This window comes from Pontibacillus sp. HMF3514, assembly GCF_009858175.1.
Classification (GTDB): Bacteria; Bacillota; Bacilli; order Bacillales; family BH030062; genus Pontibacillus.
In genome coordinates, this window is record NZ_CP047393.1 from 3,684,789 (window position 1) to 3,711,351 (window position 26,563).

General features: G+C 39.8%; 26 protein-coding genes. 6 read left to right on the forward strand and 20 right to left on the reverse strand.

Annotation, left to right across the window (positions count from 1 at the left end; genetic code table 11):
- Nucleotides 1-80: 80 nt before the first annotated feature.
- Nucleotides 81-962 carry a C40 family peptidase gene (locus tag GS400_RS18610; protein ID WP_160104224.1) on the forward strand — a complete coding sequence of 294 codons (882 nt, stop codon included), beginning with the start codon at nt 81-83 and terminating at the stop codon, nt 960-962.
- Nucleotides 963-1,000: 38 nt separating this feature from the next.
- Here the strand turns inward: GS400_RS18610 and GS400_RS18615 are convergent, their stop codons facing one another.
- Nucleotides 1,001-1,663, reverse strand: a complete 663-nt coding sequence (locus GS400_RS18615) for a type 1 glutamine amidotransferase domain-containing protein (protein ID WP_160104225.1) — start codon at nt 1,661-1,663, stop codon at nt 1,001-1,003.
- 199 nt (nt 1,664-1,862) lie between these two features.
- On the opposite strand from GS400_RS18615, the gene GS400_RS18620 reads away from it, so the two are divergent.
- The gene (locus tag GS400_RS18620) at nt 1,863-2,099 is read left to right on the forward strand and encodes a hypothetical protein (RefSeq protein WP_160104226.1); all 237 of its coding nucleotides are present in this window, start codon (nt 1,863-1,865) and stop codon (nt 2,097-2,099) included.
- Between the two features lie 29 nt (nt 2,100-2,128).
- Here GS400_RS18620 and GS400_RS18625 read toward each other — a convergent pair whose 3' ends face one another.
- The 10 genes from GS400_RS18625 to GS400_RS18670 form a co-directional block, all read right to left on the reverse strand.
- Nucleotides 2,129-2,989, reverse strand: coding sequence for a GNAT family N-acetyltransferase (locus tag GS400_RS18625; protein ID WP_160104227.1), 861 nt, complete (start codon nt 2,987-2,989; stop codon nt 2,129-2,131).
- A 288-nt stretch (nt 2,990-3,277) separates the two neighbouring features.
- Nucleotides 3,278-3,826 carry a GNAT family N-acetyltransferase gene (locus tag GS400_RS18630; protein WP_160104228.1) on the reverse strand — a complete coding sequence of 183 codons (549 nt, stop codon included), beginning with the start codon at nt 3,824-3,826 and terminating at the stop codon, nt 3,278-3,280.
- Nucleotides 3,827-4,071: 245 nt separating this feature from the next.
- A complete protein-coding gene (gene rbsB, locus GS400_RS18635; RefSeq protein ID WP_160104229.1) occupies nt 4,072-5,016 on the reverse strand; it encodes a ribose ABC transporter substrate-binding protein RbsB in 945 nt (314 codons plus the stop codon).
- Nucleotides 5,017-5,076: 60 nt separating this feature from the next.
- The gene (rbsC, locus tag GS400_RS18640) at nt 5,077-6,012 is read right to left on the reverse strand and encodes an ABC transporter permease subunit (RefSeq protein WP_160104230.1); all 936 of its coding nucleotides are present in this window, start codon (nt 6,010-6,012) and stop codon (nt 5,077-5,079) included.
- A 2-nt stretch (nt 6,013-6,014) separates the two neighbouring features.
- Nucleotides 6,015-7,514, reverse strand: a complete 1,500-nt coding sequence (locus tag GS400_RS18645) for a sugar ABC transporter ATP-binding protein (RefSeq protein ID WP_160104231.1) — start codon at nt 7,512-7,514, stop codon at nt 6,015-6,017.
- A gap of 17 nt (nt 7,515-7,531) precedes the next feature.
- Nucleotides 7,532-7,927, reverse strand: coding sequence for a D-ribose pyranase (rbsD, locus tag GS400_RS18650; RefSeq protein WP_160104232.1), 396 nt, complete (start codon nt 7,925-7,927; stop codon nt 7,532-7,534).
- Entirely contained in the window at nt 7,924-8,820 is an 897-nt protein-coding gene (rbsK, locus tag GS400_RS18655) for a ribokinase (RefSeq protein ID WP_160104233.1), read from the reverse strand. The genes rbsD and rbsK overlap by 4 nt, the downstream gene beginning before the upstream one ends.
- Nucleotides 8,817-9,812, reverse strand: coding sequence for a LacI family DNA-binding transcriptional regulator (locus GS400_RS18660; protein ID WP_160104234.1), 996 nt, complete (start codon nt 9,810-9,812; stop codon nt 8,817-8,819). The genes rbsK and GS400_RS18660 overlap by 4 nt, the downstream gene beginning before the upstream one ends.
- Nucleotides 9,813-10,055: 243 nt before the next feature.
- Entirely contained in the window at nt 10,056-11,069 is a 1,014-nt protein-coding gene (locus tag GS400_RS18665) for an acyltransferase family protein (protein ID WP_160104235.1), read from the reverse strand.
- A 112-nt stretch (nt 11,070-11,181) separates the two neighbouring features.
- Nucleotides 11,182-12,048, reverse strand: coding sequence for a non-homologous end joining protein Ku (locus tag GS400_RS18670; RefSeq protein WP_160104236.1), 867 nt, complete (start codon nt 12,046-12,048; stop codon nt 11,182-11,184).
- Nucleotides 12,049-12,157: 109 nt separating this feature from the next.
- On the opposite strand from GS400_RS18670, the gene GS400_RS18675 reads away from it, so the two are divergent.
- The gene (locus GS400_RS18675; RefSeq protein ID WP_160104237.1) at nt 12,158-13,945 is read left to right on the forward strand and encodes a DNA ligase D; all 1,788 of its coding nucleotides are present in this window, start codon (nt 12,158-12,160) and stop codon (nt 13,943-13,945) included.
- Between the two features lie 667 nt (nt 13,946-14,612).
- Here the strand turns inward: GS400_RS18675 and GS400_RS18680 are convergent.
- The 4 genes from GS400_RS18680 to GS400_RS18695 form a co-directional block, all read right to left on the reverse strand.
- On the reverse strand, nt 14,613-15,863 hold the full coding sequence (locus GS400_RS18680) for a Glu/Leu/Phe/Val family dehydrogenase (protein ID WP_236561050.1): 1,251 nt from the start codon (nt 15,861-15,863) through the stop codon (nt 14,613-14,615).
- Nucleotides 15,864-16,073: 210 nt separating this feature from the next.
- Nucleotides 16,074-17,315, reverse strand: coding sequence for an aminopeptidase (locus GS400_RS18685; RefSeq protein ID WP_160104239.1), 1,242 nt, complete (start codon nt 17,313-17,315; stop codon nt 16,074-16,076).
- 87 nt (nt 17,316-17,402) lie between these two features.
- Nucleotides 17,403-18,839, reverse strand: a complete 1,437-nt coding sequence (locus tag GS400_RS18690; protein ID WP_160104240.1) for a cryptochrome/photolyase family protein — start codon at nt 18,837-18,839, stop codon at nt 17,403-17,405.
- Nucleotides 18,840-18,974: 135 nt separating this feature from the next.
- A complete protein-coding gene (locus GS400_RS18695) occupies nt 18,975-20,372 on the reverse strand; it encodes an L-cystine transporter (RefSeq protein ID WP_160104241.1) in 1,398 nt (465 codons plus the stop codon).
- A 131-nt stretch (nt 20,373-20,503) separates the two neighbouring features.
- Between GS400_RS18695 and GS400_RS18700 the strand changes: the two genes are divergently transcribed.
- Nucleotides 20,504-20,833, forward strand: coding sequence for a YnfA family protein (locus GS400_RS18700; RefSeq protein ID WP_160104242.1), 330 nt, complete (start codon nt 20,504-20,506; stop codon nt 20,831-20,833).
- A gap of 64 nt (nt 20,834-20,897) precedes the next feature.
- Here the strand turns inward: GS400_RS18700 and GS400_RS18705 are convergent, their stop codons facing one another.
- Nucleotides 20,898-21,797, reverse strand: coding sequence for a LysR family transcriptional regulator (locus GS400_RS18705; RefSeq protein WP_160104693.1), 900 nt, complete (start codon nt 21,795-21,797; stop codon nt 20,898-20,900).
- Between the two features lie 106 nt (nt 21,798-21,903).
- Between GS400_RS18705 and GS400_RS18710 the strand changes: the two genes are divergently transcribed.
- Both GS400_RS18710 and GS400_RS18715 read left to right on the forward strand, forming a co-directional pair.
- Entirely contained in the window at nt 21,904-22,899 is a 996-nt protein-coding gene (locus GS400_RS18710) for a YeiH family protein (RefSeq protein WP_160104243.1), read from the forward strand.
- Between the two features lie 85 nt (nt 22,900-22,984).
- On the forward strand, nt 22,985-23,083 hold the full coding sequence (locus GS400_RS18715) for a YjcZ family sporulation protein (RefSeq protein WP_160104244.1): 99 nt from the start codon (nt 22,985-22,987) through the stop codon (nt 23,081-23,083).
- 59 nt (nt 23,084-23,142) lie between these two features.
- Here GS400_RS18715 and GS400_RS18720 read toward each other — a convergent pair whose 3' ends face one another.
- Genes GS400_RS18720 through nagA form a run of 4 tightly spaced genes read right to left on the reverse strand, consistent with a single transcriptional unit; the run spans nt 23,143 to nt 26,534 of the window.
- Entirely contained in the window at nt 23,143-23,865 is a 723-nt protein-coding gene (locus GS400_RS18720) for a sugar isomerase domain-containing protein (protein WP_160104245.1), read from the reverse strand.
- Nucleotides 23,866-23,875: 10 nt separating this feature from the next.
- Nucleotides 23,876-24,601: a GntR family transcriptional regulator gene (locus GS400_RS18725; RefSeq protein ID WP_160104246.1), complete on the reverse strand. Its 726-nt coding sequence runs from the start codon at nt 24,599-24,601 to the stop codon at nt 23,876-23,878.
- 14 nt (nt 24,602-24,615) lie between these two features.
- Nucleotides 24,616-25,350, reverse strand: coding sequence for a glucosamine-6-phosphate deaminase (gene nagB / locus GS400_RS18730; RefSeq protein ID WP_160104247.1), 735 nt, complete (start codon nt 25,348-25,350; stop codon nt 24,616-24,618).
- Nucleotides 25,347-26,534 carry an N-acetylglucosamine-6-phosphate deacetylase gene (gene nagA / locus GS400_RS18735; RefSeq protein WP_160104248.1) on the reverse strand — a complete coding sequence of 396 codons (1,188 nt, stop codon included), beginning with the start codon at nt 26,532-26,534 and terminating at the stop codon, nt 25,347-25,349. The genes nagB and nagA overlap by 4 nt, the downstream gene beginning before the upstream one ends.
- Nucleotides 26,535-26,563 lie beyond the last annotated feature (29 nt).

The window sequence follows — 26,563 nt, forward strand, 5'->3', positions numbered from 1 at the left end:
CTTTTCTTTTTTGTTACGATAAGCATATACTACATATTTTTCAAACAATTAAGACGTTTCAGCAGGAGGCTAAACACACCATGAAAAAAACATTTTTAAAGAAGCTCGCTTTTGCAACATCTATCCTAAGTTGCACGGCATTTGCCACAAGTGTCAGCGCACAATCTATTACCGTTCAATCTGGAGATACGCTATGGAAACTTGCTCAAAAACACGATGTTTCTACACATGAGCTAATTGAGACCAATAACCTGTCATCTCCCACTCTACATATCGGGCAATCCTTAACGATCCCAAATGACATGTACACCGTGCAATCTGGAGATTCACTTTGGAAAGTTAGTCAGAGGTTTAACACGAGCATCCAAGCCATTAAACGAGAAAATCAACTATCATCTAATGTTTTACATGCTGGACAAGCCCTTTCTATCCCAGAACAAGCTAGTACAGCCTCCACCTATGATGTGCAGTACGGAGACACATTGTGGATCATCTCACAAAAGTTTGGTGTTTCCATTCAAAATATTATGAATTGGAATAACCTCTCATCAACTCAGCTTTATCCTGGGCAAACGTTGCACTTGAAAAACCAACAAAACTATCTTGCTACCAATATGATTGAAACAGCCAAGCAATACATGGGAACACCTTATGTATGGGGAGGAGACTATCCTTCTCAAGGATTCGACTGTAGCGGATTCTTAAAATATGTGTTTGGTAAGCATGATGTAGAGATCCCAAGAACCGTTGCTACGATTTATCAGGAGGGAACCTTTGTCTCTAAGCCAGAACGAGGAGACCTTGTCTTCTTTGAAACGTATAAACCAGGTGCGTCACATGCAGGTATATACCTTGGGGATGGTAAATTTGTTCACGCCAGTTCTTCCAAGGGAGTAACGATTAGTTCAATGAGCAATGTGTATTGGGAACCAAGGTATCTAGGAGCAAAATCTTATTACTAAGTTAAAAGGCAGAAGGATCGCATCCTTCTGCCTTTCTATTACTGTTCTACCTTTTGCACAAACTTACGAGCTGTTGCTAAGCTGGATTGTGGATTCTGTCCTGTGACAAATTTTCCATCCGCTTCTACGTGCTCTGTATAGTTTGGTTCAGCAAGAAAATGTGCACCTTGTTCTGTTAAGCGCGTTTCAAGTAAGAATGGCACTTTTGAGTCGAGCTGCGTATCTTTCTCTTCTTCATTGGTAAAGCCAGTCATACGTTTACCGTCTACAATATACTTCCCATTACTATCCTTCACACCCACAAAACCAGCAGGTCCATGACAAACCGAGCCAATGACTTTATCTTCATCAGCGAAATGTTGAAGTACTTTTTTCATAGCTTCGTTGTCAGGGAAATCCACCATTGTTCCGTGTCCACCAGGCAGGAAAACACCATCATATTTTGAAGGGTCTATTTCATCAAGCTTCACTGTATTCTTCAGTGGCTCCATGACACCATCCCATTCATCCGGCTCTTCACCAGAAATACTGTTTGGGTCAATCGGAATCTCACCACCAGCAACACTAGCTGTCGTTACCTCGTAACCAGCCTGTGTAAATTCCATATATGGTTCTGCATATTCCGATAACCATAAGCCAGTTTTATGATCATCATCTAACCAACCTGCATTTGTTACGATCATTAAAATATTTTTAGACATTCAAACACACTCCTTCAGTGAAAAGTGTTTACGTTACTACGATTGTTTATAACACAAAATCGGCTTATTTAAACCTCCTTCATCGTCATATGCCAGTGCAGGTTTAATTATGGTATGTATGGGAAGTAAATGGATAAGTGCCCTGACCCCTTTCTTACATCCTACCTGAAGAAGAATAATGATAAGGAGTGATGGGACGTTGTCAGAAAAACATTATCAATACCCTGTCCACCGTCGTCACCTATTAGTTTTCTTTCATACCAAACAAATACTAACTCGGTGGGAACATGTTAATCAAAAACCTGATATCCAAACCCTGTCCATTTTCACTGGGTATTCAGAAGAAAGTATTTTGGAGTCCTTGGAATTTGGACATCCTTCATTAATTGATCATCTACAGGGTTCATCTGCCCATCCGTTAAAAACAGCACGCTAGCGTAAGGGAGGGGTATGTCAGGGCGCTTACTAATTATTTAACGTTTGTAACATCCAGACTTGTTTAAATACTTCTTGGAAGCCTAATGATAAAACCAGGTCATGCATAGGATTGGAATGGCGCAAATTAATGTTTGTACGCTTAATATTTTTATCTGCATATAAAGCCTGATTTAAAAAAGCTTGTATTAAAGATTCATCATCTTGATAAACAGGATTTAGCTCTAACTGATATACGGCAATACTTGTTAGCTCACCATTCTCTTCTTGCTTTTTTTGAACCGTATAACCAATTAACTCCTCCCCTTTATAAAACCCTCTAATATACAACTCCCCTGCCTGATCTTCATGACTTTGCCATGGTAGTTTCACAGGGTACCAGGCAAGCGTTACCAATCGTTCAGGAGATACTTGCTTCTCAAGTAACCTGATTTCAACACTCGAATGAATTTGTCCAGCTTGTTGTAAGATGGATAAATGATCTTCCACCACATAACCATGTTTTTCATACAAATGAATAGCTGAATCATTATCACTCACTGCTTCTAATGTTGCGAGTTCAACGTCTTCTTGCTCATAAAGTTTTAGGGAAGCTTCAACCAGCTTATGACCAACACCTTGATCACGATAGTCAGGATGAACCCCTGTTCCACCATTCCAAGATGTCCTTAGACCACCTCGTTCTTTGATTCCACTAACTAATATTCCAATCGGCTTTTCATCATCAAAAGCTACATGAGAATATCTAGGAGATAGCTTTTCTTGTACGGTCCGTTTTAAGAATGCATCCATATCCATATGTAAGTCAGCCACATAACCTTTAAATCCTTCATTCCAGGCTTCTATTACTTCATTTAAGGCACAATATTCCAATTGTTTCACATGAATCACGCGCATCTCCTCCTATTCTTAGTTAATATATTCGTCAAAAGTACGTGATATCCTTGGTGTAAATTAAACGCTTAGGTTTTTTTAGACCATGTTTCAATTAGTAGATGAAGTTATCGCATAAAGCAGAGATTCAGCATGTGAGGGAGAGGGAGATTTTCTTTCCCACATGTTACAAGGCGTAGACCCAAACACAGGTGAGGGTTTAACGGATGAAAACATTCGACATCAAATTATGACAATGTTTCCCAACACAAAAACGCTCCCCATAACGAGAAGCGTCTTTGTGAATTATACATTCACCTCATATATACAATGACCACCGTAAGCATCCACTTTTTCTTTTAACGGGTAAAACTGTTGATAGTAATTGTTCAACCCTTCATTGCTTGCTAAACAATCAAATCTGAGCTTGGTTTTACCTTCACGTTTTACATAGGCCTCTGCCCATTTCATTAACGCTGCACCTATTCCTTTTCCTGCATACTCACGAAGAACAACTAATCGATGGAGGTACATCGCTCCCTCATCTTTTGCCTCTTCTCCCCAAAGGTCAAAATCAAATTCACTAGCTTTTGGTTCTAACGTAAGGGACGCAATAACTTCACCTTCTTTTTCAACTACGAAGGTATTCCCGTTCTCCATAGATTCAACCACTTCACCAGCGTTTCCTTCGAGATCTTTTCGATAGTAATCCCATTGCGTCGTCCCCTTTGTTTCGAGCCATTTCGATGCATCGAGTAAAAGGCTTAGAATGTCTAGTAAATGCTCAGGCCGTGCTTGGCGTAATTGATAGGTTTCTCCTTTTGCTTCCACGGTCATAAATGAATCTGATTGCATACGTTCACGTCCTTTTTAATAATCTTTGTTAGTTAGTTTCGATGTAATGTCTGAGAATCCCTTTAATAGAAGACTTGGATTCAATATAAAAGAGTGAGGGCGGAGTAGCACCTTACCCGAGGGATTACAATCTTGTCCCAGCGCACTTCTCTCTATTTGGTAACAGAACCACTCCACGCTATACTGTCATTTAACTTAAAAAAGCCTATGAGGGATCTAACCCTCATAGGCTCATGTTTCCTATTTTATTCTTTTACTAGCTGTAGTTCAACTGGAATGGATTCTTTGATGTCTTCGCCTTTTACTACTTTACCAGCAGCATTAATCGCTTTTTCACCGATTAATTTTGGCTGTTGGGCGATTGTTGCATCCATGCGACCTTCAGAAACTGCCGCTCTTGCATCGTCTGTTGCATCGAAACCAACTACAATGACGTCTTTAAGCATATTTTTCGCTTCTAGAGCTTGTACTGCACCTAAAGCCATTTCATCATTATGAGCGAATACGGCATCAATATTGTCTGTACTTTGTAGGATGTTTTCCATAACCGTTAATCCTTTAGAACGGTCGAAGTTTGCGGATTGTTTCGCTACAACTTCAATACCATCTTTCTTATCAACGATGTTGTGGAATCCTTTACCACGCTCACGAGTAGCTGAAGCACCGGGGATCCCTTCTAGTTCCACGACTTTTCCTTTATCACTTAATTGTTCTGCGATGAATTTCCCTGCCATTTCTCCACCTGCTATGTTATCAGAAGCAATGTGGGAAACAATTTCTCCACCATCTGCACTACGGTCAACTGTGATGACCGGCACATCTTTACTATTTGCAGATTCAATAGCTGATACAACTGCTGCAGAATCAGCCGGGTTTACAAGCAATACATCAATGTTTTGTTGCAGTAAGTCTTCAATGTCGTTAACCTGTTTTGCTGGATCATTTTGTGCATCAGCTGTAACAATTTCATAACCAGCTTCTTTAGCTGCTGCCTCAGCACCATCACGTAATGATACGAAGAAAGGGTTATTTAAAGTAGATACAGATAGACCAATCTTCGTTTTATCATCACCAGAAGACTCTCCACCATCATCAGATCCACTAGAGGATCCTGGTTTTTCCGTAGAGCAAGCTGTAGCAAAGATCAATAACAGAGCGAAAAGGCCAAATGTTTTTAAAAATTTACTCATGTGAGTAACCTCCTTAAATTTAGTTAATCTATCATCATGTTCTAGTGAACATCATGGGTATTATTTAGACCTGCGATCAAGCAGGACAGCTAGTAGAATAACTCCACCTTTAACAATTTGTTGGTAGAAGGACGAAACGTTCAATAAGTTTAAGCCGTTATCTAAAACACCAATAATTAAGGCACCAATTAATGTCCCGACAATCCTTCCACGTCCACCAGCAAGGCTTGTACCACCTAGAACAACAGCCGCAATGGCATCTAGCTCATACATCGTACCTGCTGTCGGTTGAGCTGAATTGAGTCGACTTGTTAAGATAATTCCTGCTAAAACGGAAAGCATTCCCGTTAGTGAATACACCCATATTTTGACTCGGTCTGCTTTAATCCCAGAGAGAATAGAAGCTTCTTCATTTCCACCTACTGAGTAAACCTGACGTCCAAATACGGTTTTGCGTAAAATAAAGAACAGAATGAAGAACACGATAATCATTAAGATAGCTGGAAATGGTACTCCAAATACATATCCTTTTCCAATCATTTCGAACACAAAGCTATCAGATAATCCTGTGATTGGGCGACCATCTGTATAAACGAGTGTCGCACCACGGAAAATGGTCATAGTTGCAAGAGTTGCAATAAACGGAGCTACCTTACCTTTTGTAATGACAAAACCGTTGAATGCTCCCATTACAGCACCTGCAAGTAAACCGAGTAAGACTGCTAATAGAGGATCCATCCCACTTGCTAGCATGCCTGCTGTAATCGCACTACCAAAGGCGAGAATCGATCCTACAGAAAGGTCAATGCCCCCTGTCAAAATAACGAAGGTCATACCAAATGCAATTAGAGCATTAATCGATATCTGCCTAAGAAGGTTTAGGATGTTGTCTAGTGTGAAAAAGTTATCACTTAAGAATCCCAGTATAATCATAATTAGTACTAAGCCAATGAGTGGCCCAAGTTGTGAAATATTCTTCATAATCCTTGCTTGCATCTTTACTCCCCTCCTGTGGCAGCCTGCATAATTTTTTCTTGATCTGCGTCTTTTCGATTTAAGATTTTTGCAACCTTTCCTTCATGAATAACCATAATACGATCGCTAATGCCGAGTACTTCCGGAAGTTCAGAAGACACCATAACAATGGCAACACCTTGTTCCGTGAGTTCATTCATAATGTGATAAATCTCTTTTTTCGCACCTATATCTACTCCACGTGTAGGTTCATCCAAGATTAACACTTTAGGCTTAATTCCTAGCCATTTCGCTACGACCACTTTTTGTTGGTTTCCTCCACTTAAGGAACGTACGTCTTGTTCTCGTCCGGTTGTTCGAACATGAAGCTTCTCAATTAAGTCATCAATTAATTTCTTTTCTTTTTTAGAAGAAATCCACCCTTTATCAGAAATCGCTTTCATGTTTGTTAAAGCAATATTTTCACGAATCGATAAATCGAGTACTAATCCTTCATCTTTTCGGTCCTCTGTAATAAACCCGATACCTTCTTGTATAGCATCTTGAGGGTGTTTAATCTTTAGAGGGCTTCCATTTAAATAAATATTACCTCCACTTTTTTTACGTGAACCGAAGACAGCTTCCATAATTTCCGTTCTTCCTGCTCCCATTAATCCAGCTACACCAAGGATCTCTCCTTTATGAACGTCAAAACTTACATTCTCAAACAATCCTTCTCTGGCTAAGTCTTCTACTTGAAGAACAACGTCACCAATCTGACTCGTCCTATCCGGGAAACGTTCACCCAGTTCACGTCCAACCATCATTTTTACGATGGCTTCAAATGAGGTTTCCTTAATATGTTCTGTTCCGACATATTCACCATCTCTTAACACAGTTATGCGGTCACAGATTCGAAAAATCTCCTCCATACGGTGAGAGACATATACAATACTTACACCTTGCTGTCGAAGAGAATTAACAACTTGAAACAGATTTTCGATCTCTCTTTCCGTTAAAGCTGCCGTAGGCTCATCCATAATGATCATTTTTGCATCAGTAGACATCGCCCTAGCAATCTCAATCATTTGTTGTATTCCTACCGATAGATTCCCGGCTTCTTCATCTGGATCAATGTTCGAAGCACCTAATCTTTCTAAGTTCTGGAGAGTTTGCTTCTTCATTTCTTTCATTTTGAGAATTCCAGATTTACCATACGTTAACTCTCGTCCTAAAAACATATTCTGCGTAACGGTTAAGTGAGGAATAATATTTAACTCTTGGTGAATCACTACGATTCCTTCACGTTCAGCTTGTTTAGGGTTGTTAAAAGCTACTTCTTCTCCTTGTAGCTTGACCGTACCAGCATCTCGCTTATGAATTCCTGTTAACACTTTTATAAGAGTGGATTTACCAGCTCCGTTTTCTCCCATTAGCGCATGGACTTCTCCAGGTAAAACAGAAAAGTCTACATCCTTTAATACTTGGTTACCGGAGAAGGACTTTTGAATCGCATTCATTTCTACAAAAGGTGTTTCAGCCATCTTCTTCACCTCTTTTCCTAAAAAATTACGCCTGCTTGTAAAATGACATTTGCAAAAGGAGTGTTTTCTCCTGTCCTAATAATGGCTTTAGCTTGCTTTAATTCATCCTTAAGCTCTTCATGACTTTGATAGGATATAGGGATTTCTTTGTAAGTCTCTCGGATCTGCTCATATAAAGACTCATTATATGCTTTAATTTCATTTGCTAGTGTCATAGATTCTACTTCCATATCTTCCAATATTGCTTCGAGCACTGTACCAAAACGTGGATATCCTTGTTTTATGGATACGTCAATACAAGGTGTTTCTTCTGGGATAGGAAGACCACAGTCAGCAATTACGACCTTATCTGTATGACCCAACCTTGCCAAAATAGCTGCAATGTCTCTATTTAAAACTCCGTGTTTTTTCATATGCAATCAGACCTTTCTTCCATGAACGTGTTCACTTCTTCTGCTGATGGCATTCCACTTTGAGCTCCTACCTTCATAATGGATAAGGCTGCAGCTGCATTTGCATAATGAACGGCTTCACCTAAAGGCCTGCCATTAGCTAGTTGGGTTGCAAGTGCACCGTTAAATGTATCACCAGCCCCAGTCGTATCTAATACATCTACAGGAAAGCCCGGAATAACTTGCTCCACTCCATCCTTATAAGTTGATACTCCTTTTTCACCATTTGTAACAATTAATTGTTCTTTGTTCACATGAGAATTCGGATCATCAAGCATTGCTTCAGCTTCCATTTCATTTGGTGTGAGATAATCTACACCAGATATCAAAGAATCAGGGAGTGATTGATATGGAGCTGGGTTTAAGATCACTGGAACCTCATGTTGTTGAGCAATCTTTACAACAGCTTGTACCGTATCTAATGGAACCTCCAGCTGTAAAAGGATGATGTCACTTTGTTTAATTATCTGTTCATGTTGTTGAATGAGTTCAGGAGTTAATCTTCCGTTTGCACCAGGAGCTACAATAATACGATTATCTCCTTCAGAAAGAATGATGGTTGCCGTTCCTGTTGCTACGTCTTTTAATTTGTGAATAGTTTTTGTATGAATATTTTCTTGTTCTAACTGATTCAGTAAGCTCTCTCCAAAAACATCATCTCCCATAGCACCTACCATATTCACATTTGCCCCTAACCTGGCTGCTGCTACTGCTTGGTTAGCACCTTTCCCACCTGGAAACGTTGCAAATTCTTTTCCAATAACGGTTTCACCCTGGTTTGGCATTTGATCAGTAGAGACGGTGAGATCCATGTTAATGCTACCTACGACTGTAACTGTTGGACGTTCACTCATGTTTCATCCCTCCTTGATGACGTGGACTCACGTTTGATTAACTGTACGGAAAACTCTTCTGATTGTGTGATCGTATTTTCTTCTTCAATTTGCTTAATAAGCATTTCAGCTGCTTTAGCTCCTATTTGATAGATAGGCTGAGCCATCGTTGTTAAAGAAGGAGATGTCGTTTCTCCTAAGGTAATCCCATCAAAAGCAATTAGGGAGAGGTCAGCTGGAACGTTTATTCCGAGTGATTCTGCTGCCTTCAAAGCACCTACAGCCATCAAATCATTTCCTACAAATAAACCATCTATGTCTGGGTGTCGTTTTAAAAGATTGATTGTAGCTTGTTTAGCTCCATCATAGTGATACTCTCCATGTTCAACTAAGCTGAGTCGAAACCAATCTTCATTTTGAACTTCATCTAAATAACCTCTACGGCGTTCATTCGCATTATCTACATGTTCTGGTCCTGCAATATGAGCGATTTTTTTACATCCTAGGGACTTCAAATATTGAATCGCCTGTCTAGAACCTTCGCGGTTGTTAACCGTTACAGAGGCAATTCCATTGTTTAATTTACGGTCAAGCGCCACCACTGGTATTTGAATATGGTGGAGCTGTTCTGGTGTAAGTGTACTTGAAACGATAATTAAACCATCCACCGACTTCTGTTGAAGTGCATCGATATAGGCCGTTTCTTTTTCAATATCATCATCCGTGTTACACAAAATAAATGTAAAATCGTGATTTTTCGTCATATCTTCAACAGCTCTCGCTAGTTCTGGGAAGAATGGGTTCATGATATCGGGGATAAATAATGCAATCATTTTGGATCGCCCTTTAAATAGACTACGTGCCACATCATTGGGCTTATAATTTAATTGCTTTATCGCTTTAGCCACCCGGTTCTTCGTTTCTTCATGTACATAACCATTCTCATTTAAAACTCGAGAAACTGTTGCTGTCGATACCTCTGCCAGTTTTGCTACGTCTTTAATCGTCGCCATAAAAAACCACTTTCTTTTTCATAATGTGTAACCCGTTACATATAAAAGAATTTAAAAACAGGTTCAATAATTATGCTTATATGAAACCCGTTACACATTATAATAAAGCGCTTACATCCATGTGTCAATCATTCAATTTAATAAATGTAAAATCATATCGTTGTACAATCCGATTCTCCCTATATATGAGCCCTGTAACAAAAATTTAGCGATATACCCTCAACAAAGGATATATCGCTCCTATTAAAGTCGATATTCTTTTACTGTACGAATCTTTTTACTCCATCTGAAATGGCTTTTATCCTTCCATTCAATCAGAGGTGATGCCAGCTTTCTAACAGGCTGTGAGGATAGTCCCCACGTAATCATAGCGGCAACAGTAACTAACACAGCCATATCTAATGAAGATTGTAATTGAAATACTTCAAACTCTCTGAAAAAGTGAATAAAGAACCCGTGAAGAAGATACACATATAACGTGTTCGTCCCGTACTTCGTCCAAATCCCCTTTTTACGAGGCATCCATGCAAGCACACTGAACATCATCAGGATCGTAATCACGTAAACCCCTAAACGAATAAACCCTCCCCATTCGGGCATTCCCATTTCCAAGTAGGATTTAGAACCGAGAAACCAAGATGTTGAAAATCGAGGAGCAATCGTAATCGCTGCTGCTGATAGACCTAGCACTAACAGGGAAAAGGCACGAATATTCTTTTTTCGCAACCATTTCAGTTGTTCTGGTCCAAACCAATATCCCAGTAAAAAGAATGGGAAGAAGACAAACGTACGTGACAGACTAAAACTATGTCCAATAACGTCAATATATCCAACAAGCAAACCTAATTGAACGGTAATCAATAGGGCTACATGTTTCGGAAGTCGATAAAACCAATACAACATGATATGCCAGCATAATAAGCTGATCAAGAACCATAATGACCAATGTGGTTCAAACGGTGTATGAAGCCAGTCCTGTTTTCCGATTAAGAAATAATAAACTGTATAAATGCTTTGGAAAATCACATATGGAATCAGGAGCTTCTTCGTTAACTTCAACACATATCCTTTCGATCCTGAAGGCTTCGCAAAATAACCAGCTAGAAAGATAAAGGCTGGCATATGAAACGTATATATCCATTGATAAAGTACATATATCGCGTCATGCTTCTCTACAAAAGGTTGAATCGTATGACCAAACACAACAAAAAAGATTAAGATCCATTTCGCATTATCAAAAAACGCTTCTCGTTGCATAACAAAACCCTCCTTAGGCTCGTCCTTATAAAGGTTCGAACTCTAAGAAGGGGGTGAGAGTGTTGTTACGAGAATGTAATCCCACTATAAAAAAATTGTAACGCTGTAACATTTAGGATGTCTTCTTCTTGGTATCTTCCTTGTCTTCGGTTTTCTTTTGTGTAGCCTTCTTTTTCTGAGTCTTCTTTTTGCTTGCTCCTTTATTCCCTTTTGTCTTCTCAAGCGATTTTTCTAGAGCTTCCATTAAGTCCGTAACATTATCTGGTGTTGGTTGAGGCTTAGCAGTTGTTATTTCTTCATCGTTTTTCTTCGCCTCTATGAGCTCCATAAGTGCCGTTCGATATTCATCTTTATAGTTCTCAGGTTCAAACTCTGTCGTAAGCTGCTCGATTAAGTTTTTGGCTGTATCAAGTTCTTTCTTACCGAGTTCCTCTTCCTCAGGAACATTAGGAACCTCCTGATAGTCTCGGACTTCGTCTGGGTAATGAATAGTCTCCATAATAAGTGTATTTTCATAAATACGTACAATGGCGAGTTGTTCTTTGGATCGAATAATGATTTTTGCAATACCGATCTTCCCTGTATCTTTTAATGCTTTACGAAGTAATGAATAGGCCTTAGATCCTCCTTCATTCGGTGAGATGAAGTAGCTTTTTTCAAAATAAATCGGATCAATTTCCTCAAGCTTAACAAAATCTACAATCTCAACCGCTTTATCCTCTTGTTCTTTTTTCAAATTCTCAAGATCCTCATCATCTAATACAACAAATTTACTTTCAGCATATTCATAAGCTTTTACGATTTCTTCATTTTTGACCTCTTCATCGCAATTCGGGCATGTACGCTCATATTTGATTGGGGTTTTACATTCCTTATGAAGCTGACGTAGCTTGATGTCTTTATTTTCTGTAGCAGAATGTAGCTTAACAGGAATATTAACGAGTCCAAAACTGATTGTGCCTTTCCACATCGTATGCACAGTTCACCCACTCCTTTTTTCTTTATGGTTTACGTTCTATAACAAAATTATGTTCATGGATGAAAAGAGCGCTTTATTGCCAAACTAATAGCGAAATTGGAGTGATGATATGAAACCGATGTTACCTACATTATCAGGAGATGCTCCTAAAGGTGATGATTGGGTATATGAAGTAAAGTATGATGGATTTCGTGTTCTTTTAGAGTGGTCAAAAAATCAGGTGAAACTGGTGAGTCGAAATGGAAATGATTTAACCACTAAATTCCCTGAGATTAAGAAATTCTGTGAAGAACACCAAGATACATATGACGAGGATCTACCCTTGGTTTTGGATGGAGAGCTTGTCATTCTTAATACTAAAATCCAAGCTAATTTTCCGTTGCTTCAACAACGTAACAGAATGGGAAACAAGAAGCGAATACAAGAAACATCTGACGCGCGTCCAGTTACATTTATAGCTTTTGACATTCTCAAACATAAAGGGAAAGATACGTTTGAGCTAACTCTCAAAAAACGCAGAAAACATCTTGAATCTTTATCCTTTACATCAGGAGATCGTCTGCAACTCGTTTCTCAGTACGAAACATTTGATGACATATGGGAAGAAGTCAACCTTCATTTAGGAGAAGGAGTCGTTGCAAAGCGTTTAAATAGCAAATACAGAGAAGGAGAGCGGACAGATAAGTGGATAAAATTGAAAAATTGGCGTGTGTTGTCTGGGATTCTCTCTTCATATAATCAGGAAAATGGTTACTTTTCTTTGAGAGTTTATGAGGATGAATCATTGGAGGAACTTGGATCATGTAAGCATGGACTTTCTTCTGAGGATGGAGAAACACTCCGAACCTTTTTTACATCTAAAGGAACAAAAAAAGGTGAAATCTATAAGCTGAGACCAAGTGTTTGCGTAGACGTGAAATGCCTTCATCAACAAAAAAATGATTTAAGAGAACCGATGTTTGACTCATTTCGTTTTGATTTATCACCAGAGGAATGTTCAGAACAAAAAAAGCAATGGGATTTAGCACAATTTCCAGACGTAAATATTACGCACCCCGATAAGGTTTTATGGCCTAAGCCAGGGTATAAAAAGCGGAACCTTCTCTTGTATATGCGACGCATAGCACCTTATATTATGCCTTTTCTAAAGGACAAAAAACTTACGGTTATTCGTTTTCCAGATGGAATTCATGAGGAATCTTTCTTTCAAAAACATTTACCTGATTATGCACCTGATTATGTTGAATCTATTAAGCGTGATGGAGAGATTTATACGCTATGTCAAAACCTCTCGACTCTTATTTGGTTCGGTAACCAAGGAGCATTAGAATACCATGTTCCTTTTGAACGTGTGCATGAGGAGAAACCACATGAAATTGTGTTTGATTTAGATCCCCCCTCCAATGATGACTTTGAAATGGCGGTACATGCAGTACAGTTATTTAAACACCTATTGGATAAGCTAGAGCTCACTTCATTTGTTAAAACCTCTGGTGGAAAAGGTATGCAGATTCATATCCCAATTCCTAAGGACCGCTTAACATACGATGAAACACGAGCTTTCACTGAAAAACTAGCTACTTTGTTAGTAAAACAAGAGCCATCTATGTTTACGATTGAACGCTTAAAGAAGAATCGTGGGAATCGTTTATACATTGATTACGTTCAACATGCAGAAGGAAAAACGATTATTGCACCATATTCTCCAAGAGGTAGAGAGCATGCAACTGTGGCCACACCTTTATATTGGGATGAAGTAACGGAGTCACTTTCTCCAACAGACTTTACGATCGAGAATGTATTGAAGCGAGTGGAGAATCATGGATGCCCTTTTGCAAATTACTTTGATATTGGAGAACAACAAAACTTGGAACACATTTATAAGTTGATCGAATAAAAGATATTCAATTATTTGGCAGGATTATTGAAGACTTGAAACTGAGAGGAGTCCGTTGCTGTTGGGTAATTTGTTGCAGTCAGTGAAACGGCAAGCCTGTTGTTGCCCCACACGACGTGGGGTAGTTCTACGTTGCCACATGATGTGGCGGTTTTAGTAGAACCTCCATTGTATAGCCTCCTCGTTCCTGCGGGGTCTCGTCTTGCCTTTGCTACCACGACAGTTTGCCGTTTCCTTCCCTCCACGCGATTATGGAAACTAACGGACCATAATTTTGCTATCCCACCTCATGTTGGTTGGAAATCATATTCAGAGAAGTTGTTCAGAGCCTTGTCATGATAGGGTTATACTACCTGGAAACAGAACACCTCATCCCAGAACTAAGGCGGTTCCGTTAATCTCCATTCGGCTAAGGCGGGCTGTGGAACGGGTTGACTCCTCCGGTAGAAAGGGCGAGCGAGATCCCGCAGGAACGAAGTGACGAGGAAGCTCGATCGGTCTTCCGGGGAAAGCAACCCGTTCCACAGCCCGCCGATCTGCACAAAAGCAACGGAACCATACGCACATTATCTCGATTCCAAGTCTTCCAGATAAGGGGGCTTTAATGGAAGAATAAAACCGCCTAAAAAAGTGTCTGTCCTTTTTTTCGGACAGACACTTTTTTAGCTTATCTTTCATCATCGATCCAGCCACGTGCGATCATGGCATCACCTAAACGTTTTACCGCTAGATAAAAGGCTGCATGGCGCATGCTTTTATCGATATGATTTCTCATGTCGTACACCTCTTGGAAAGCAGTAGACATATCTTTTTCTAGACGTTCGTTTACCACTTTTTCAGCCCAATGGTCGTGCGAATCATTTTGCATCCATTCAAAGGCAGATACCATAACCCCACCTGCATTACACAGAATGTCTGGAATGACGAAGACTCCATTATCGCTTAAAATTTCATCTCCCTTTTCAGTCGTTGGACCATTTGCAGCTTCAGCCACGATTTTTGCTTTGATTTTCGGAGCTGTCTTTTCTGTGATCTGGTTTTCAAGCGCAGATGGAATAAATACATCACACTCTACATCAAATAGATCATCAGGATTCTTATCATCAGCGTACCCTTTTAGAGAGCCGTTCTCTTCAACGTATTTAACCATTTCAGGAACGTTTAAGCCATTAGGATCCGTTACAAGAGCATCTATATCTGATGCAGCTACTACCTTCACTCCTTTTTCATGAAGGGTTACAGCTGTTACCGACCCAACATTTCCAAACCCTTGAATTGCCACAGTTGATTGTTGTGGATCCATATCGAGCTTTTTCATGGCTTCTAAAATATTTACAACAACACCACGTCCTGTTGCTTCAACGCGCCCCTCAGAGCCACCCACTACTGGAGGTTTCCCTGTTATAAAGCCAGGAATATTACGACCACGTAGCTTGAAGAATTCATCCATCATCCAGCCCATAACGCGTCCATCTGTATTGACGTCAGGTGCTGGAATATCTTTTTGAGGTCCTATAACAGGTTCAATATCTTGTATATATTGGCGGCTTAACTGCTGTAGCTCCTTTCTTGAGAGTTCTTGAGGGTCAACAATTACCCCTCCTTTTGCTCCTCCGAATGGAAGCTTTAAAATAGAGGTTTTTAACGTCATCCACATGGATAAAGCAATAACCTCTTGTTCGTTAACATCTTTATGGAAACGAATACCGCCTTTCCCCGGTCCAAGAAGATCACTATGAACCGAACGATAGCCTGTGAAAGTCTCCACACTACCATCGTCTCTTTCAAGAGGGATAGAGACCGTAATACAGTGCTTTGGGTTCTTTAGTATCTGGTAGACAGATGGTGATAACTCAAGTTCTTCCACCACTTCGTTGATTTGTCGTTTTAGCCAATCTGTCGGATTCTGGTTACTCACCAAATGCTCACTCCTTCGTCTTAGTCTATAAGATCTCTTCCCTAATGAACACTAGTTCGAAACCAGAATATAGAAGTGGATGGGTCTTTTGAATTCAAGGTTTCCAGAGTGACAGATCATACTATGTAATTTATATAGGAACTTCCTTCTCACAAAAACCCCCGTACCACTCACAGCGATACGGGATTCTCTATCTTCTAGCTATTCATTTTAATCAAAGTCAATTGCCCAATTCCCGTTACGGAAGATTGGCTCTGTTGTACCGTCTTCCAGTACGCCGTCGATATCCATGTCAGCAGATCCCATCATGAAGTCCTCATGAACCATACTGTCATTTACGCCGTGTTTTGCTTTTTCGTCCTTATCCATGCTAGAGCCGCCCTTAACATTTGTCGGGTATGCCGCTCCAAGCGCTAAGTGACATGAAGCGTTCTCATCGTATAGCGTGTTATAAAAGATAAGCTCAGATTGAGAAATTGGAGATTCGTGTGGTACAAGAGCAACCTCACCAAGGTGGCGTGCACCCTCATCTGTATCGAGCAGATGCTTAAGTGTATCTTCTCCGCTTTCTGCTTTAAAGTCCACAACTTTTCCATTTTCAAATGTTAAGGTGAAGTTATCGATTAGGTTACCTGCATAGTTTAATGGCTTCGTACTTGTTACCGTGCCATTAACACCGTCTTTATGAGGCATAGTGAATACCTCTTCTGTTGGCATGTTCGGATTAAATTTCACACCATCCTGGGACTTTGTATCTCCACCATGCCAGATGTGATTATCAACTAACTGGATAGAAAGGTCTGTACCAGGTGCTTTATAAACAAGCTTTTTATATTGCTTTTCATTCAGGTAAGCACGGGCTTTGCGTAGTGTTGCGTTATGCTCTTCCCAAGCTTGAATTGGATCTTCTTGGTCAATACGTGTGATATGGAAGATTTGATCCCAAAGCTTTTCAATTGCTTCTTCTTCTGAAGCTTCAGGGAAAATTTTCTTTGCCCAATTTGCTGTAGGGACCGATACAATTGTCCATGTTACTTTATCGTTCATGACTGCTTGCTGATACTCACGTAGCGCTTGTCCCATCGCTTTGTTTGCTGCAGCAATACGTTCAGAATCAATATCTTTTAGTAGATCCGGGTTAGGACCATAAATCGTCATAATGGAAGCGCCATCATTTACGAAGTCCATGCGTTGATCTACAAGCCATTGTGGTACGTTTTCTAAAACATCCATGGATGCGTTCTTCATTTTTAAGTATGTAAGATCTTCATCTTTCCAGTTTACGTGTACATTTTTTGCACCCGCTTCGTATGCTTTTTTCGCAACGATACGTACAAAATCTGCGTTTTGAACTTCTGCGTTAATGACTAACGCTTGTCCTTCCTGCAAATTGACCCCAGTTTGAACCGCCAATTCAGCATATTTCTCTAATGTTTGCTGTGATGGTTTCATCATATCCCTCCAATAAAATTAGTCTCACATCCTTAATTATCACACAAATGTCAGAACAAGTCATTTAATGTGGTATGGAAGCTCTATTCATTCCCCCTCAAACATCGCAATAGCCTTTTTCCTCATGGTTTGGTGATCAACAACCGGTTCTGGGTAATCTTCCCCTATAACGCAACCGTACTTCCTTTGTTCATCTTCACTCATTTTAGAAGGGTCATGAATATATCTTTTCGGTACATCTAGTAAAGCAGGTAAATACGTTTTGATAAAAGTTCCCTCAGGATCAAACCGCTTAGACTGTCTGGTAGGATTAAATACACGGAAGTACGGCACAGCATCTGTCCCCGTTGAAGCAGCCCATTGCCACCCACCGATATTAGAAGAAGGATCATAGTCAATCAAGCGCTCTTCAAAATAACGCTCACCTTTACGCCAATCCATAAGTAAATCTTTTGTAAGAAATGAAGCCACAACCATACGCAAACGATTATGCATCCAACCAATGGTGTTTAACTGTTTCATTGCTGCATCCACTATTGGAAAACCTGTTTCACCATTTCTCCATTTTTGGAATAGCTCCTCATCCTGATTCCAGGATAGCTTCTTGTATTTATCACTGATTTCTTCATCCTTGCTATTTGGATAAAGAGCATAGATCATGTTGTAAAAATCACGCCATGCAATCTCTGAAATATAAGTTTCTAGCCCTTCTGATTCTCCAATTTCATTCTTTGCATCCATCGCTTTATGATAGACCGTGCGTGGTGATAACACGCCACATTTCAAATAAGGAGAAATAAGACTCGTTCCATTTAATGCTGGAAAGTCTCGTTTCTCTTCATAAGCCTGTACTTTATTGTACAAAAAGTAAGCTAATCGCTGCTTTGCTGACTTTTCACCAATATGCTTCCATTTCATCGTGCAATTGTTTAGTAAGGTTGAAAATTGATCATATCCCTCTTGGAATTGCTCTCTAATATCCAACCCATGTTTCTTAAGATGGCTTTTATCTATTGAAAAAATCCCTGGCTTATCAAGTGAATTCCATCTGCGTAAATAAGGCGTAAATACTTGATAGGATCCACCACCTTTTTTACAAACCTCTTCCGCTCCATGAATATGAGCATCTACGAAACTATGAACAAGTATATCCTTTTCCTCTAAAAAAGAACGAACCTGTTCATCGCGTGTTTTGCCAAACCCCACCTCATCTTTGTTGAAATAAATAGCATATAAGTCGGACGCTTTATCTATTAGGCTTTCAAAAGCTTCCTCTTGATCACCATATATAAAATGAACAGGTATCCCATCTTCTTCAGCTTGGTCTGCAAAGTTCTCTAACGTGTTGAAGAAATAATCATGTCGAATTGTAAATGAATCATTTAGTGAAGGATGAATGTGAAAGAAAGCCATCATTTTAGCCCCTGTTTCTTCTGCTTCCTTCAATGCATAGTAAAGTGCTTTATGATCACTTAAACGTAAATCCTTCCGAAACCAAACACCTATTTTCTTGTTTTCCCCCATCATTCAAACCTCCTCTAATCCATTGATAAAACAAGTATACCCAAAACTCTAACTTGGATCTTCTTGAGATGTTTGGTTGATGTGCTTTTCAGCTTAAAACCCCACTAGACAAATAGTCCAGTGAGGTTTTAAAAGTTACATATTGGTTGTTTCCGATTCAATAGCTGATGGATTATTAAAGGTTTCATGATTCAGTGTACCTGTGATTTTAGATGTAATAGTACCAGAAGTCATAGCACCATTAACATTCAATGCTGTACGCCCCATATCAATAAGAGGCTCTACCGTAATTAAAAGGCCAGCTAAATAAACTGGTAGATTCATAGCTGATAACACAATCAAAGCGGCAAATGTAGCTCCCCCTCCTACACCCGCTACGCCAAATGAGCTAATACCAATAATTAAAACAAGAGATATGATGAAGTCTAAACTAAGCGGATCCACTCCAACCGTAGGAGCAATCATCACCGCTAGCATGGCTGGGTATATCCCCGCACAGCCATTTTGCCCGATTGTGGCTCCAAACGATGCGGACATATTTGCAATCCCTTCTTGAACGCCAAGACTATTTTTTTGCGCTTGCACGTTAAGCGGAATGGTTCCAGCACTTGAACGGGATGTGAAGGCGAAACCTAGTACCGGAAGCACCTTTTTCACAAAGGTAAATGGACTTAAGCCAAATAACGAGATCATAATAAGGTGAATCACAAACATAACAGCCAAAGCAACATACGAAGCGAGAACAAATTTCCCGAGTTCAAGTATGCCTGCAAAATCTGTATGGGCTACGGTATTTGCCATGAGGGCCAATATTCCGAACGGAGTTAAACGTAAAACAAGCGTCACTATTCTCATGACAACAGCGTAAACGGCATTAATACCTTTTGTGAAAATCTCAGCTTGCTCTGGATTCTTCCTTCGAACTCCTAACACAGCGACACCAATGAATACAGAAAAAATAACAACCGCAATCGTAGACGTCGCACGATCTCCTGTCATATCCTGAAACGGGTTCCTCGGAATAAATTGCAAAATTTTATCTGGCGTCGACATACCTTCAAGACCTTCTAGACGCTGTTCAAGTGATTGACCTCTCGCTTCCTCAGCTTGCCCAACCTCAATTTGATTGGCATTTAAATCAAACACAACTGAAGTACCTACCCCAACAAGAGCAGCAATCATAGATGTCCCTACTAATATCCCGATAATCCAGACTGACATTTTCCCAAGCTCAGATGAAGCTTTTAAATTAATGATTGATTGGATAATCGAAACCATAATGAGCGGAATGACAATCATGTACAGTAAGCGAATATAGCCACTACCAACAATACTGTACCAATCTGTTGTGGTGGCTAAGACTTCTGACTCTGCCCCATAACTCCATTGCAAGATAGCACCTAACAAAACACCTAGACCTAACCCCAAAAATACACGCTTACTAAACGAGACCTTTTGACGATGAAAATGCACTAAAACACCTATTAATGCAAGCATGACGATGATGTTAAAAAGAATCCAAAACGTCTCCATCTCGTCCCTCCTTGAAGTCAATTCCCTCACTGATTTCTATAGGGTTACTTCAATTTATGCTAAGCTAGTGAATATATATTCTTTTTGCGGATATAGCTTTATGATTTATTTACATTAAAGGAGTGGTTACCTTGCTATATGCTATTTTCTTGTTTATATTGGCTGGACTAGCAGAAATCGGTGGAGGCTATTTAATATGGCTATGGCTTCGTGAAGGTATGTCGTTTTGGTATGGTGCGATCGGCGGTATTGTTCTGGTAGCTTATGGAGTGATCCCAACCTTGCAAACTTTCCCGACATTCGGACGAGTATATGCAGCTTACGGAGGGGTATTTATTATCCTTGCTGTGTTATGGGGGTGGGGGATCGATAAGAAAACCCCCGATATTTATGATTGGGTCGGAGCGTTCATATGCTTGATTGGGGTTTCCATTATCCTATGGGCGCCAAGGAACGGGTAGAAACCTGGACCTTATTTATGTTTTCTCACGGTATTTAATATTCTATGTTCAGAAAAGAACTCGTTCATTTGGACGAATGACGATTATTCACAAACCTTTTCAACACCTCTTTTAAAACAAGAGTAGACCTTGTATGCATGGGTTTATCTTTTAATAGGATAGAAAAATCCCGGTCTAGTGTACCCTTTTCCACTTCCATTGTAGCTAATGTGTGCATAGAGAGCTCCTTCCGAATGGCCCATAATGATAGGAGCGTTACACCCAGACCAGCTTCTACAGACTCCTTAATAATTTGGGTGCTTCCAAACTCCATTCGATGAGTCGGATCTATCCTCATCTGTTCAAAAAGCTTTTCTGTAGCTTCCCTTGTACCAGACCCCTTCTCCCTTATAATCCACGTTTCTTCTTCAAGTTGACTGGCTTTCACATGCTCCTCTTGAGCTAGTGGATGGTCATGTGAAGCAATGATACACATTCTGTCAGCCGCAAGTGATTCTACTTGAAGTTGAGCATCATCTACATCTCCCTCAACAATTCCAATATCGAGTTTCATATCTGCCACTTCCTCAGCAATCTCTTGCGTATTTCCAATGGTGATACTTGGTTGAATCCCTGGATACTCTTTCAATAGTTGAGCAATCACCCTTGGCAGAACGTATTCTCCGAATGTATAGCTTGCACCAATCGATAGTTCTCCCTTAGGTTCATGCTCTAAGTCATGTAGTAAATGATGCATCGTTTCAAAATGACCGATCATCTCTTTTGCATGCTCATACACGATACGTCCTTCTTTTGTTAACCTTATGACTTTGTTACTCCGGTCCAAAACCTGAACGCCCATGTCTCGCTCTAAATTTTTGATATATTGGCTTACAGCTGGTTGCGTCATATAAAGAGCCTCAGCAGCTCTAGAAAAGTTTCCTCGTTCTACGACTTCGACAAAAACACGTAATGTTGTGTTCAGCTCTCACACCTCCATCATAAGCAATTACTTATGATACTCATTATAATCATTTATTTCCCTTATAACAAACACTCTCATACCATTGATAGTAGAAGAGGTGTTACAGATGAATCTAAATCAAACAACGAATTGGATCTCTGGTGTCTTATTTACAGCGGTTTTTGCAGCTTTAGGACTCCTGCTCATTCAACTTCCTATCTTTCAACATATCGGGGCATTAGCTACCTCTATTTTACTCGCCATCCTATACAGACAATTGTTTGGGTATCCTAACCAACTACGTACTGGTATTCAATTTTCTACGAAAAAGCTTTTGCGTGTTGCGATTATTTTATTTGGGCTGAAATTAAATTTAGATGTTGTCTTCAATGAAGGGCTTGGACTGCTTATAAGAGGAGCTTGCACAATCATATTCGCACTGATTGTCACCATGCTTTTAGCTAAATGGTTCAAGGGGAACAAAACCATTTCCATGTTACTTGCTGTTGGAACGGGGGTATGCGGTGCTGCTGCCATTGCAGCTGTTTCTCCAATTATAAAATCTGAGGAAGAGGACACTGCATTAAGTGTTGGGATCATTGCCCTTGTCGGCACGATATTCGGCATTTCTTACACGTTAATTGGTCCACTGTTACCTATATCAGCTGAAGCCTATGGAATTTGGTCTGGACTTAGCCTTCATGAAATTGCGCACGTTGCTTTAGCTGCTGCTCCAGCCGGAGAAGATGCATTAGCTATGGCTCTGTTAGCGAAGTTAGGTCGTGTTTTATTACTGATCCCACTCTGTTTCATACTGGTATATTGGATGCAACGTAAAAACAAAGACCAAAATGCTGAAACAAACGTGTCTTTCCCTTGGTTTTTACTAGGCTTTATCATCATGAGTTTCTTAGGTAGTTATGTTTTTGGTCATTCGATCACTTTACCTGAGAACTCTTTAACTATTGTGTCACAAATCACAACATTTTTATTAGCCATGGCGATGAGTGGACTCGGGTTAAATGTCGATCTAAAGAGCATTGGCACAAAAACACTTCGCCCCTTACTCGCAATGTTCATTACGTCTGTGCTGTTATCCATCGTAACGTATTTCATGTTATAAAATTTGCAAAAAGCCCTCCCATTTTTGAGATTCTTTCATAGAGTATTTAAGAAAGCATTTCCTTAATGAGTTGGAGGTGTGTTACATGTCTGGAGGTTACGGTGGCGGTTTCGCTTTACTTGTTGTGCTATTCATCTTGCTTATCATTATTGGAGCAGGACTTGGCGGAAGAGGCTATTACTAAATAGATCTTTAAAGAAGGGAAGAGCTTATCTGCTCTTCCCTTTTCTTACTTTATAAGCATTAATATAAAATCCGATGTCGATACTGATTAAGCAGCGTTTTATTTGTTGAATCTGAACTATCCACATTTCCACTTTTTAAAATAGGTGGATCTATCCCCTTTTCCTTTAATTTTATGATGGTTTTAGAAAATACCTCTTGTAAAAGGGCTGTTGCGATAACAGAAGATACAGGAGAGAATGATTCATCTATATTATCATGACTCATAACTGCATCTCCCACTGGAACATTTGTCTCTAGAGTATGATCCACAACGTCCTCTAACCGATAACCAGAGGGGTGTTTGGATGCTTGATTATTTTTGTATTCTTTAGAGAGTAGCCCAACAATGAAGGCCCCTTTTTCCTTCCCATATAAAGCAGCGTCAATGGGTACTGGGTTACGCCCAGATGTTGAAATAACAATGAGTGCATCTGTCTCTCTTATATCCTCATGCTGAAAGGAATCCTCTAACATGTTCGACTTTCGTTCATTTTCACTAGCTTGCTCAGCACCCTTGTGTAACATAAAAGGTTCTAGATTAATAGCACGCACAGGAGCTAACCCTCCTGCTCGATAAAAGGCATCCTGAGCAATTAAATTAGAATGTCCACATCCAAACAAATGAATGATTCCTCCATCGCTAATCACCTTAACCATTTGATCACTTACTTCTTCTACATCATTTTGGGTAGAGGTCTCTAGCTCTTGAAGCATTTTTGAAACGGTTGATAAATAGCTCATTAGTGTCACCTCACGTCCGATAAATATCGCTAATAAATTTATAACGATCGGCCCTATATGCTGATTTCACAACTTCAAATGCTCTACCGTCTTTTAAAAAGCTATGACGTTCCATGTGCAAAATAGCTGATGCAGGCGGAATATCTAATAAGTTTGATAAATGCTGATCTGAAATGGTGGCTTCAATCATCTGGGAAGCTTTTTCAATTTCTAACTTTAATGTGTTCTCGATGTAATCGTATAAAGAGCCCTGAACAAGATCTTCTGATAAGTTAGGGATTAATGCTGTATGAATATATGTTGTTTCAACAGCCATTGGTTTATGATCTGCATAACGTATTCGTTTAATCTCATATACTTGTTGGTCCATGTCTAATAGAAGCTTTTTCGCTATATCTTGTGGTATGGGTATCGTTTTAAATACGAGTAGCTTACTACTAGCAGTCATCCCTCTTTGTTTCATATCTTCCGTAAAGCCTGTCATCCCTTGAAGGGGTTGTTCAATTTTACGTTCAGAAACAAAGGTACCCTTTCCTCTTTCTCTATATAGGTGCCCATCATTCACCATATTCGTGATCGCTTGTCGAACGGTCATTCGGCTAACGTTATAAACTTCCGATAATTCTCTCTCTGATGGAATCATATCCCCAGGATTAAACTCCTGTTGTTCAATCCTATTTTTCAGATCCTCTATAATTTGATAATAAATTGGTAGAGGAGACTGCTTATTAATCATACATACTCTCTCCCTTATTTTCCTTCAAGAAGTTGATAGGAAGCTTTATCCACAAGAAGGGTGACATTCTTATGATGGTGTAAAGCAGAAGCTGGGAATTGTTCATCTACAGGCCCTTCGAGAAGTCGTTTGATCGCTTCAGCCTTCCGCTCACCTGAGGCTAATAGAACAATTTGTTTACTTTTAAGAATGGAACCAATCCCCATCGTGATCGCTTGCTTTGGTACTTCATCAAATGAGTTAAAAAACCTAGCATTGGCTTGTCGTGTTGATACCTCCAGATTCACAATATGCGTCAAACTTGTAAAAGGAGTACCTGGTTCGTTAAATCCTATATGACCATTTTCTCCAATCCCTAGTAATTGAAGATCTGGAGGTCCAATCTCATCTATAATCCCTTCATACCTCTTGCATTCTTGATAAAGACTGCTTGTTTTTCCGTCAGGTATATACGTATAGTCATCTTGGATATTGATATGATCAAATAGGTGCTCTTTCATAAATTGATGATAACTTTGGGAATGGTTTTTGTCTAAACCTACATACTCATCCAAATTGATTGAAGAAACATTCGAATAATCCATATATCCTTGATGATATCCTCTGATTACATATTTGTATGCTCCTAGAGGTGTCCCCCCTGTCGCTAAACCTAATACAGTCTGAGGGTGCGTTTGAACTTGTTGTTCTATGAGGGAAGCTGCTAATTGACTGAGTTCCTCATAGTTTTCTAATACCTTAACATTCATGATGATGCTTCCCCCCTTTGATCATAGGAGAGAGCCCCTCTACAAATCGTCATAATAACTTGATCTTGATCATCTAATAAAACCAAGTCAGCATCTTTCCCAACTGATATACTACCTTTACGATCAAAAACATTTAATTGTTTAGCTGCATTGGCCGAAGTAATGGCGGCAAGGTCTGCATAGGATAGATTATTTCCTGCTTTCATCTTTCTTGCAGCTTCTTCTAACGTTAGGATACTTCCAGCTAATGCACCATTTGCAAGACGTGCTTCTCCATTACTGACAATGACATCTTGACCACCAAGATCATAAGTTCCTTCCGGAAGACATTTAGCTCTCATCGCATCTGTAATCAAGATTGTCCGATCAGCCTTCGTAAATTGATAGGCGATATTAATGGCATCTTTTTGAACATGAATATGGTCGACAATCATTTCAACTTTTACATCATCATTCAAAAATGCTCCCCCAACTACACCTGGTTCACGATGATGAAGCCCACTCATTTGATTATATAGGTGTGTGATATGACGAGCCCCTTTTTGGACTGCCTGATTTACAGTGGATAGTGTCGCGTCACTATGACCAATGGAAGCGACAATACCCTGAGAGGCTAGATATTCAATAAACTCTAATCCTCCCTCTACCTCAGGAGCTAGCGTCACTAATCGGATATGGTTTCGACTCTCTTTTTGCCACGCTTGAAATAAATCAATGGAAGGAGGCACAACATGGTCAATGGGTTGTGCTCCAACTTTTTTCTCTGAAATAAATGGACCTTCTAAATGAACACCTAGCAATTCAGCCTGACCACTTGCAGGCTGGTCTTCCGTATATTTCCCAGCATTCGAAAGTGCATTTGATATGGCCTCATCAGATTGTGTCATGGTAGTGGCTAAAAAACTCGTTGTTCCTTCCTTAGGCAACTGGGACGCCATTCCTGACAGGGCTTCGTCGGTTGCATCCATTACATCATGACCGTTAGCTCCATGGATATGAACATCAACAAAGCCTGGTAGAAGTGTCCAACCTTTCCCTTTCCCATCAATGACTTCGTCTGCTCCTCCAATATATTTATTGGATATTTGATTGATCTTACCGTCTTTTATCTGTAATGATCCCATATTGATTTCTTGTTTTTCTGCGATCACGTTAACATTCTTGATTTCAATAATTCCTTGCATCTTATTCCTCCTCATCGTTTGAATGGGAG

Coding starts and splice junctions, on each gene's coding strand:
- GS400_RS18685 (WP_160104239.1), bottom strand. CDS start 17,315: ATGAAACCATCACAGCAAACATTAGAGAAATATGCTGAATTGGCGGTT.
- nagA (WP_160104248.1), bottom strand. CDS start 26,534: ATGCAAGGAATTATTGAAATCAAGAATGTTAACGTGATCGCAGAAAAA.
- GS400_RS18615 (WP_160104225.1), bottom strand. CDS start 1,663: ATGTCTAAAAATATTTTAATGATCGTAACAAATGCAGGTTGGTTAGAT.
- GS400_RS18715 (WP_160104244.1), top strand. CDS start 22,985: ATGTCTGGAGGTTACGGTGGCGGTTTCGCTTTACTTGTTGTGCTATTC.
- rbsD (WP_160104232.1), bottom strand. CDS start 7,927: ATGAAAAAACACGGAGTTTTAAATAGAGACATTGCAGCTATTTTGGCA.
- GS400_RS18645 (WP_160104231.1), bottom strand. CDS start 7,514: ATGGCTGAAACACCTTTTGTAGAAATGAATGCGATTCAAAAGTCCTTC.
- GS400_RS18725 (WP_160104246.1), bottom strand. CDS start 24,601: ATGATTAATAAGCAGTCTCCTCTACCAATTTATTATCAAATTATAGAG.
- GS400_RS18695 (WP_160104241.1), bottom strand. CDS start 20,372: ATGGAGACGTTTTGGATTCTTTTTAACATCATCGTCATGCTTGCATTA.
- GS400_RS18610 (WP_160104224.1), top strand. CDS start 81: ATGAAAAAAACATTTTTAAAGAAGCTCGCTTTTGCAACATCTATCCTA.
- GS400_RS18675 (WP_160104237.1), top strand. CDS start 12,158: ATGAAACCGATGTTACCTACATTATCAGGAGATGCTCCTAAAGGTGAT.
- rbsK (WP_160104233.1), bottom strand. CDS start 8,820: ATGAGTGAACGTCCAACAGTTACAGTCGTAGGTAGCATTAACATGGAT.
- GS400_RS18720 (WP_160104245.1), bottom strand. CDS start 23,865: ATGAGCTATTTATCAACCGTTTCAAAAATGCTTCAAGAGCTAGAGACC.
- nagB (WP_160104247.1), bottom strand. CDS start 25,350: ATGAATGTTAAGGTATTAGAAAACTATGAGGAACTCAGTCAATTAGCA.
- GS400_RS18660 (WP_160104234.1), bottom strand. CDS start 9,812: ATGGCGACGATTAAAGACGTAGCAAAACTGGCAGAGGTATCGACAGCA.
- rbsB (WP_160104229.1), bottom strand. CDS start 5,016: ATGAGTAAATTTTTAAAAACATTTGGCCTTTTCGCTCTGTTATTGATC.
- GS400_RS18630 (WP_160104228.1), bottom strand. CDS start 3,826: ATGCAATCAGATTCATTTATGACCGTGGAAGCAAAAGGAGAAACCTAT.
- GS400_RS18690 (WP_160104240.1), bottom strand. CDS start 18,839: ATGGGGGAAAACAAGAAAATAGGTGTTTGGTTTCGGAAGGATTTACGT.
- GS400_RS18710 (WP_160104243.1), top strand. CDS start 21,904: ATGAATCTAAATCAAACAACGAATTGGATCTCTGGTGTCTTATTTACA.
- rbsC (WP_160104230.1), bottom strand. CDS start 6,012: ATGCAAGCAAGGATTATGAAGAATATTTCACAACTTGGGCCACTCATT.
- GS400_RS18665 (WP_160104235.1), bottom strand. CDS start 11,069: ATGCAACGAGAAGCGTTTTTTGATAATGCGAAATGGATCTTAATCTTT.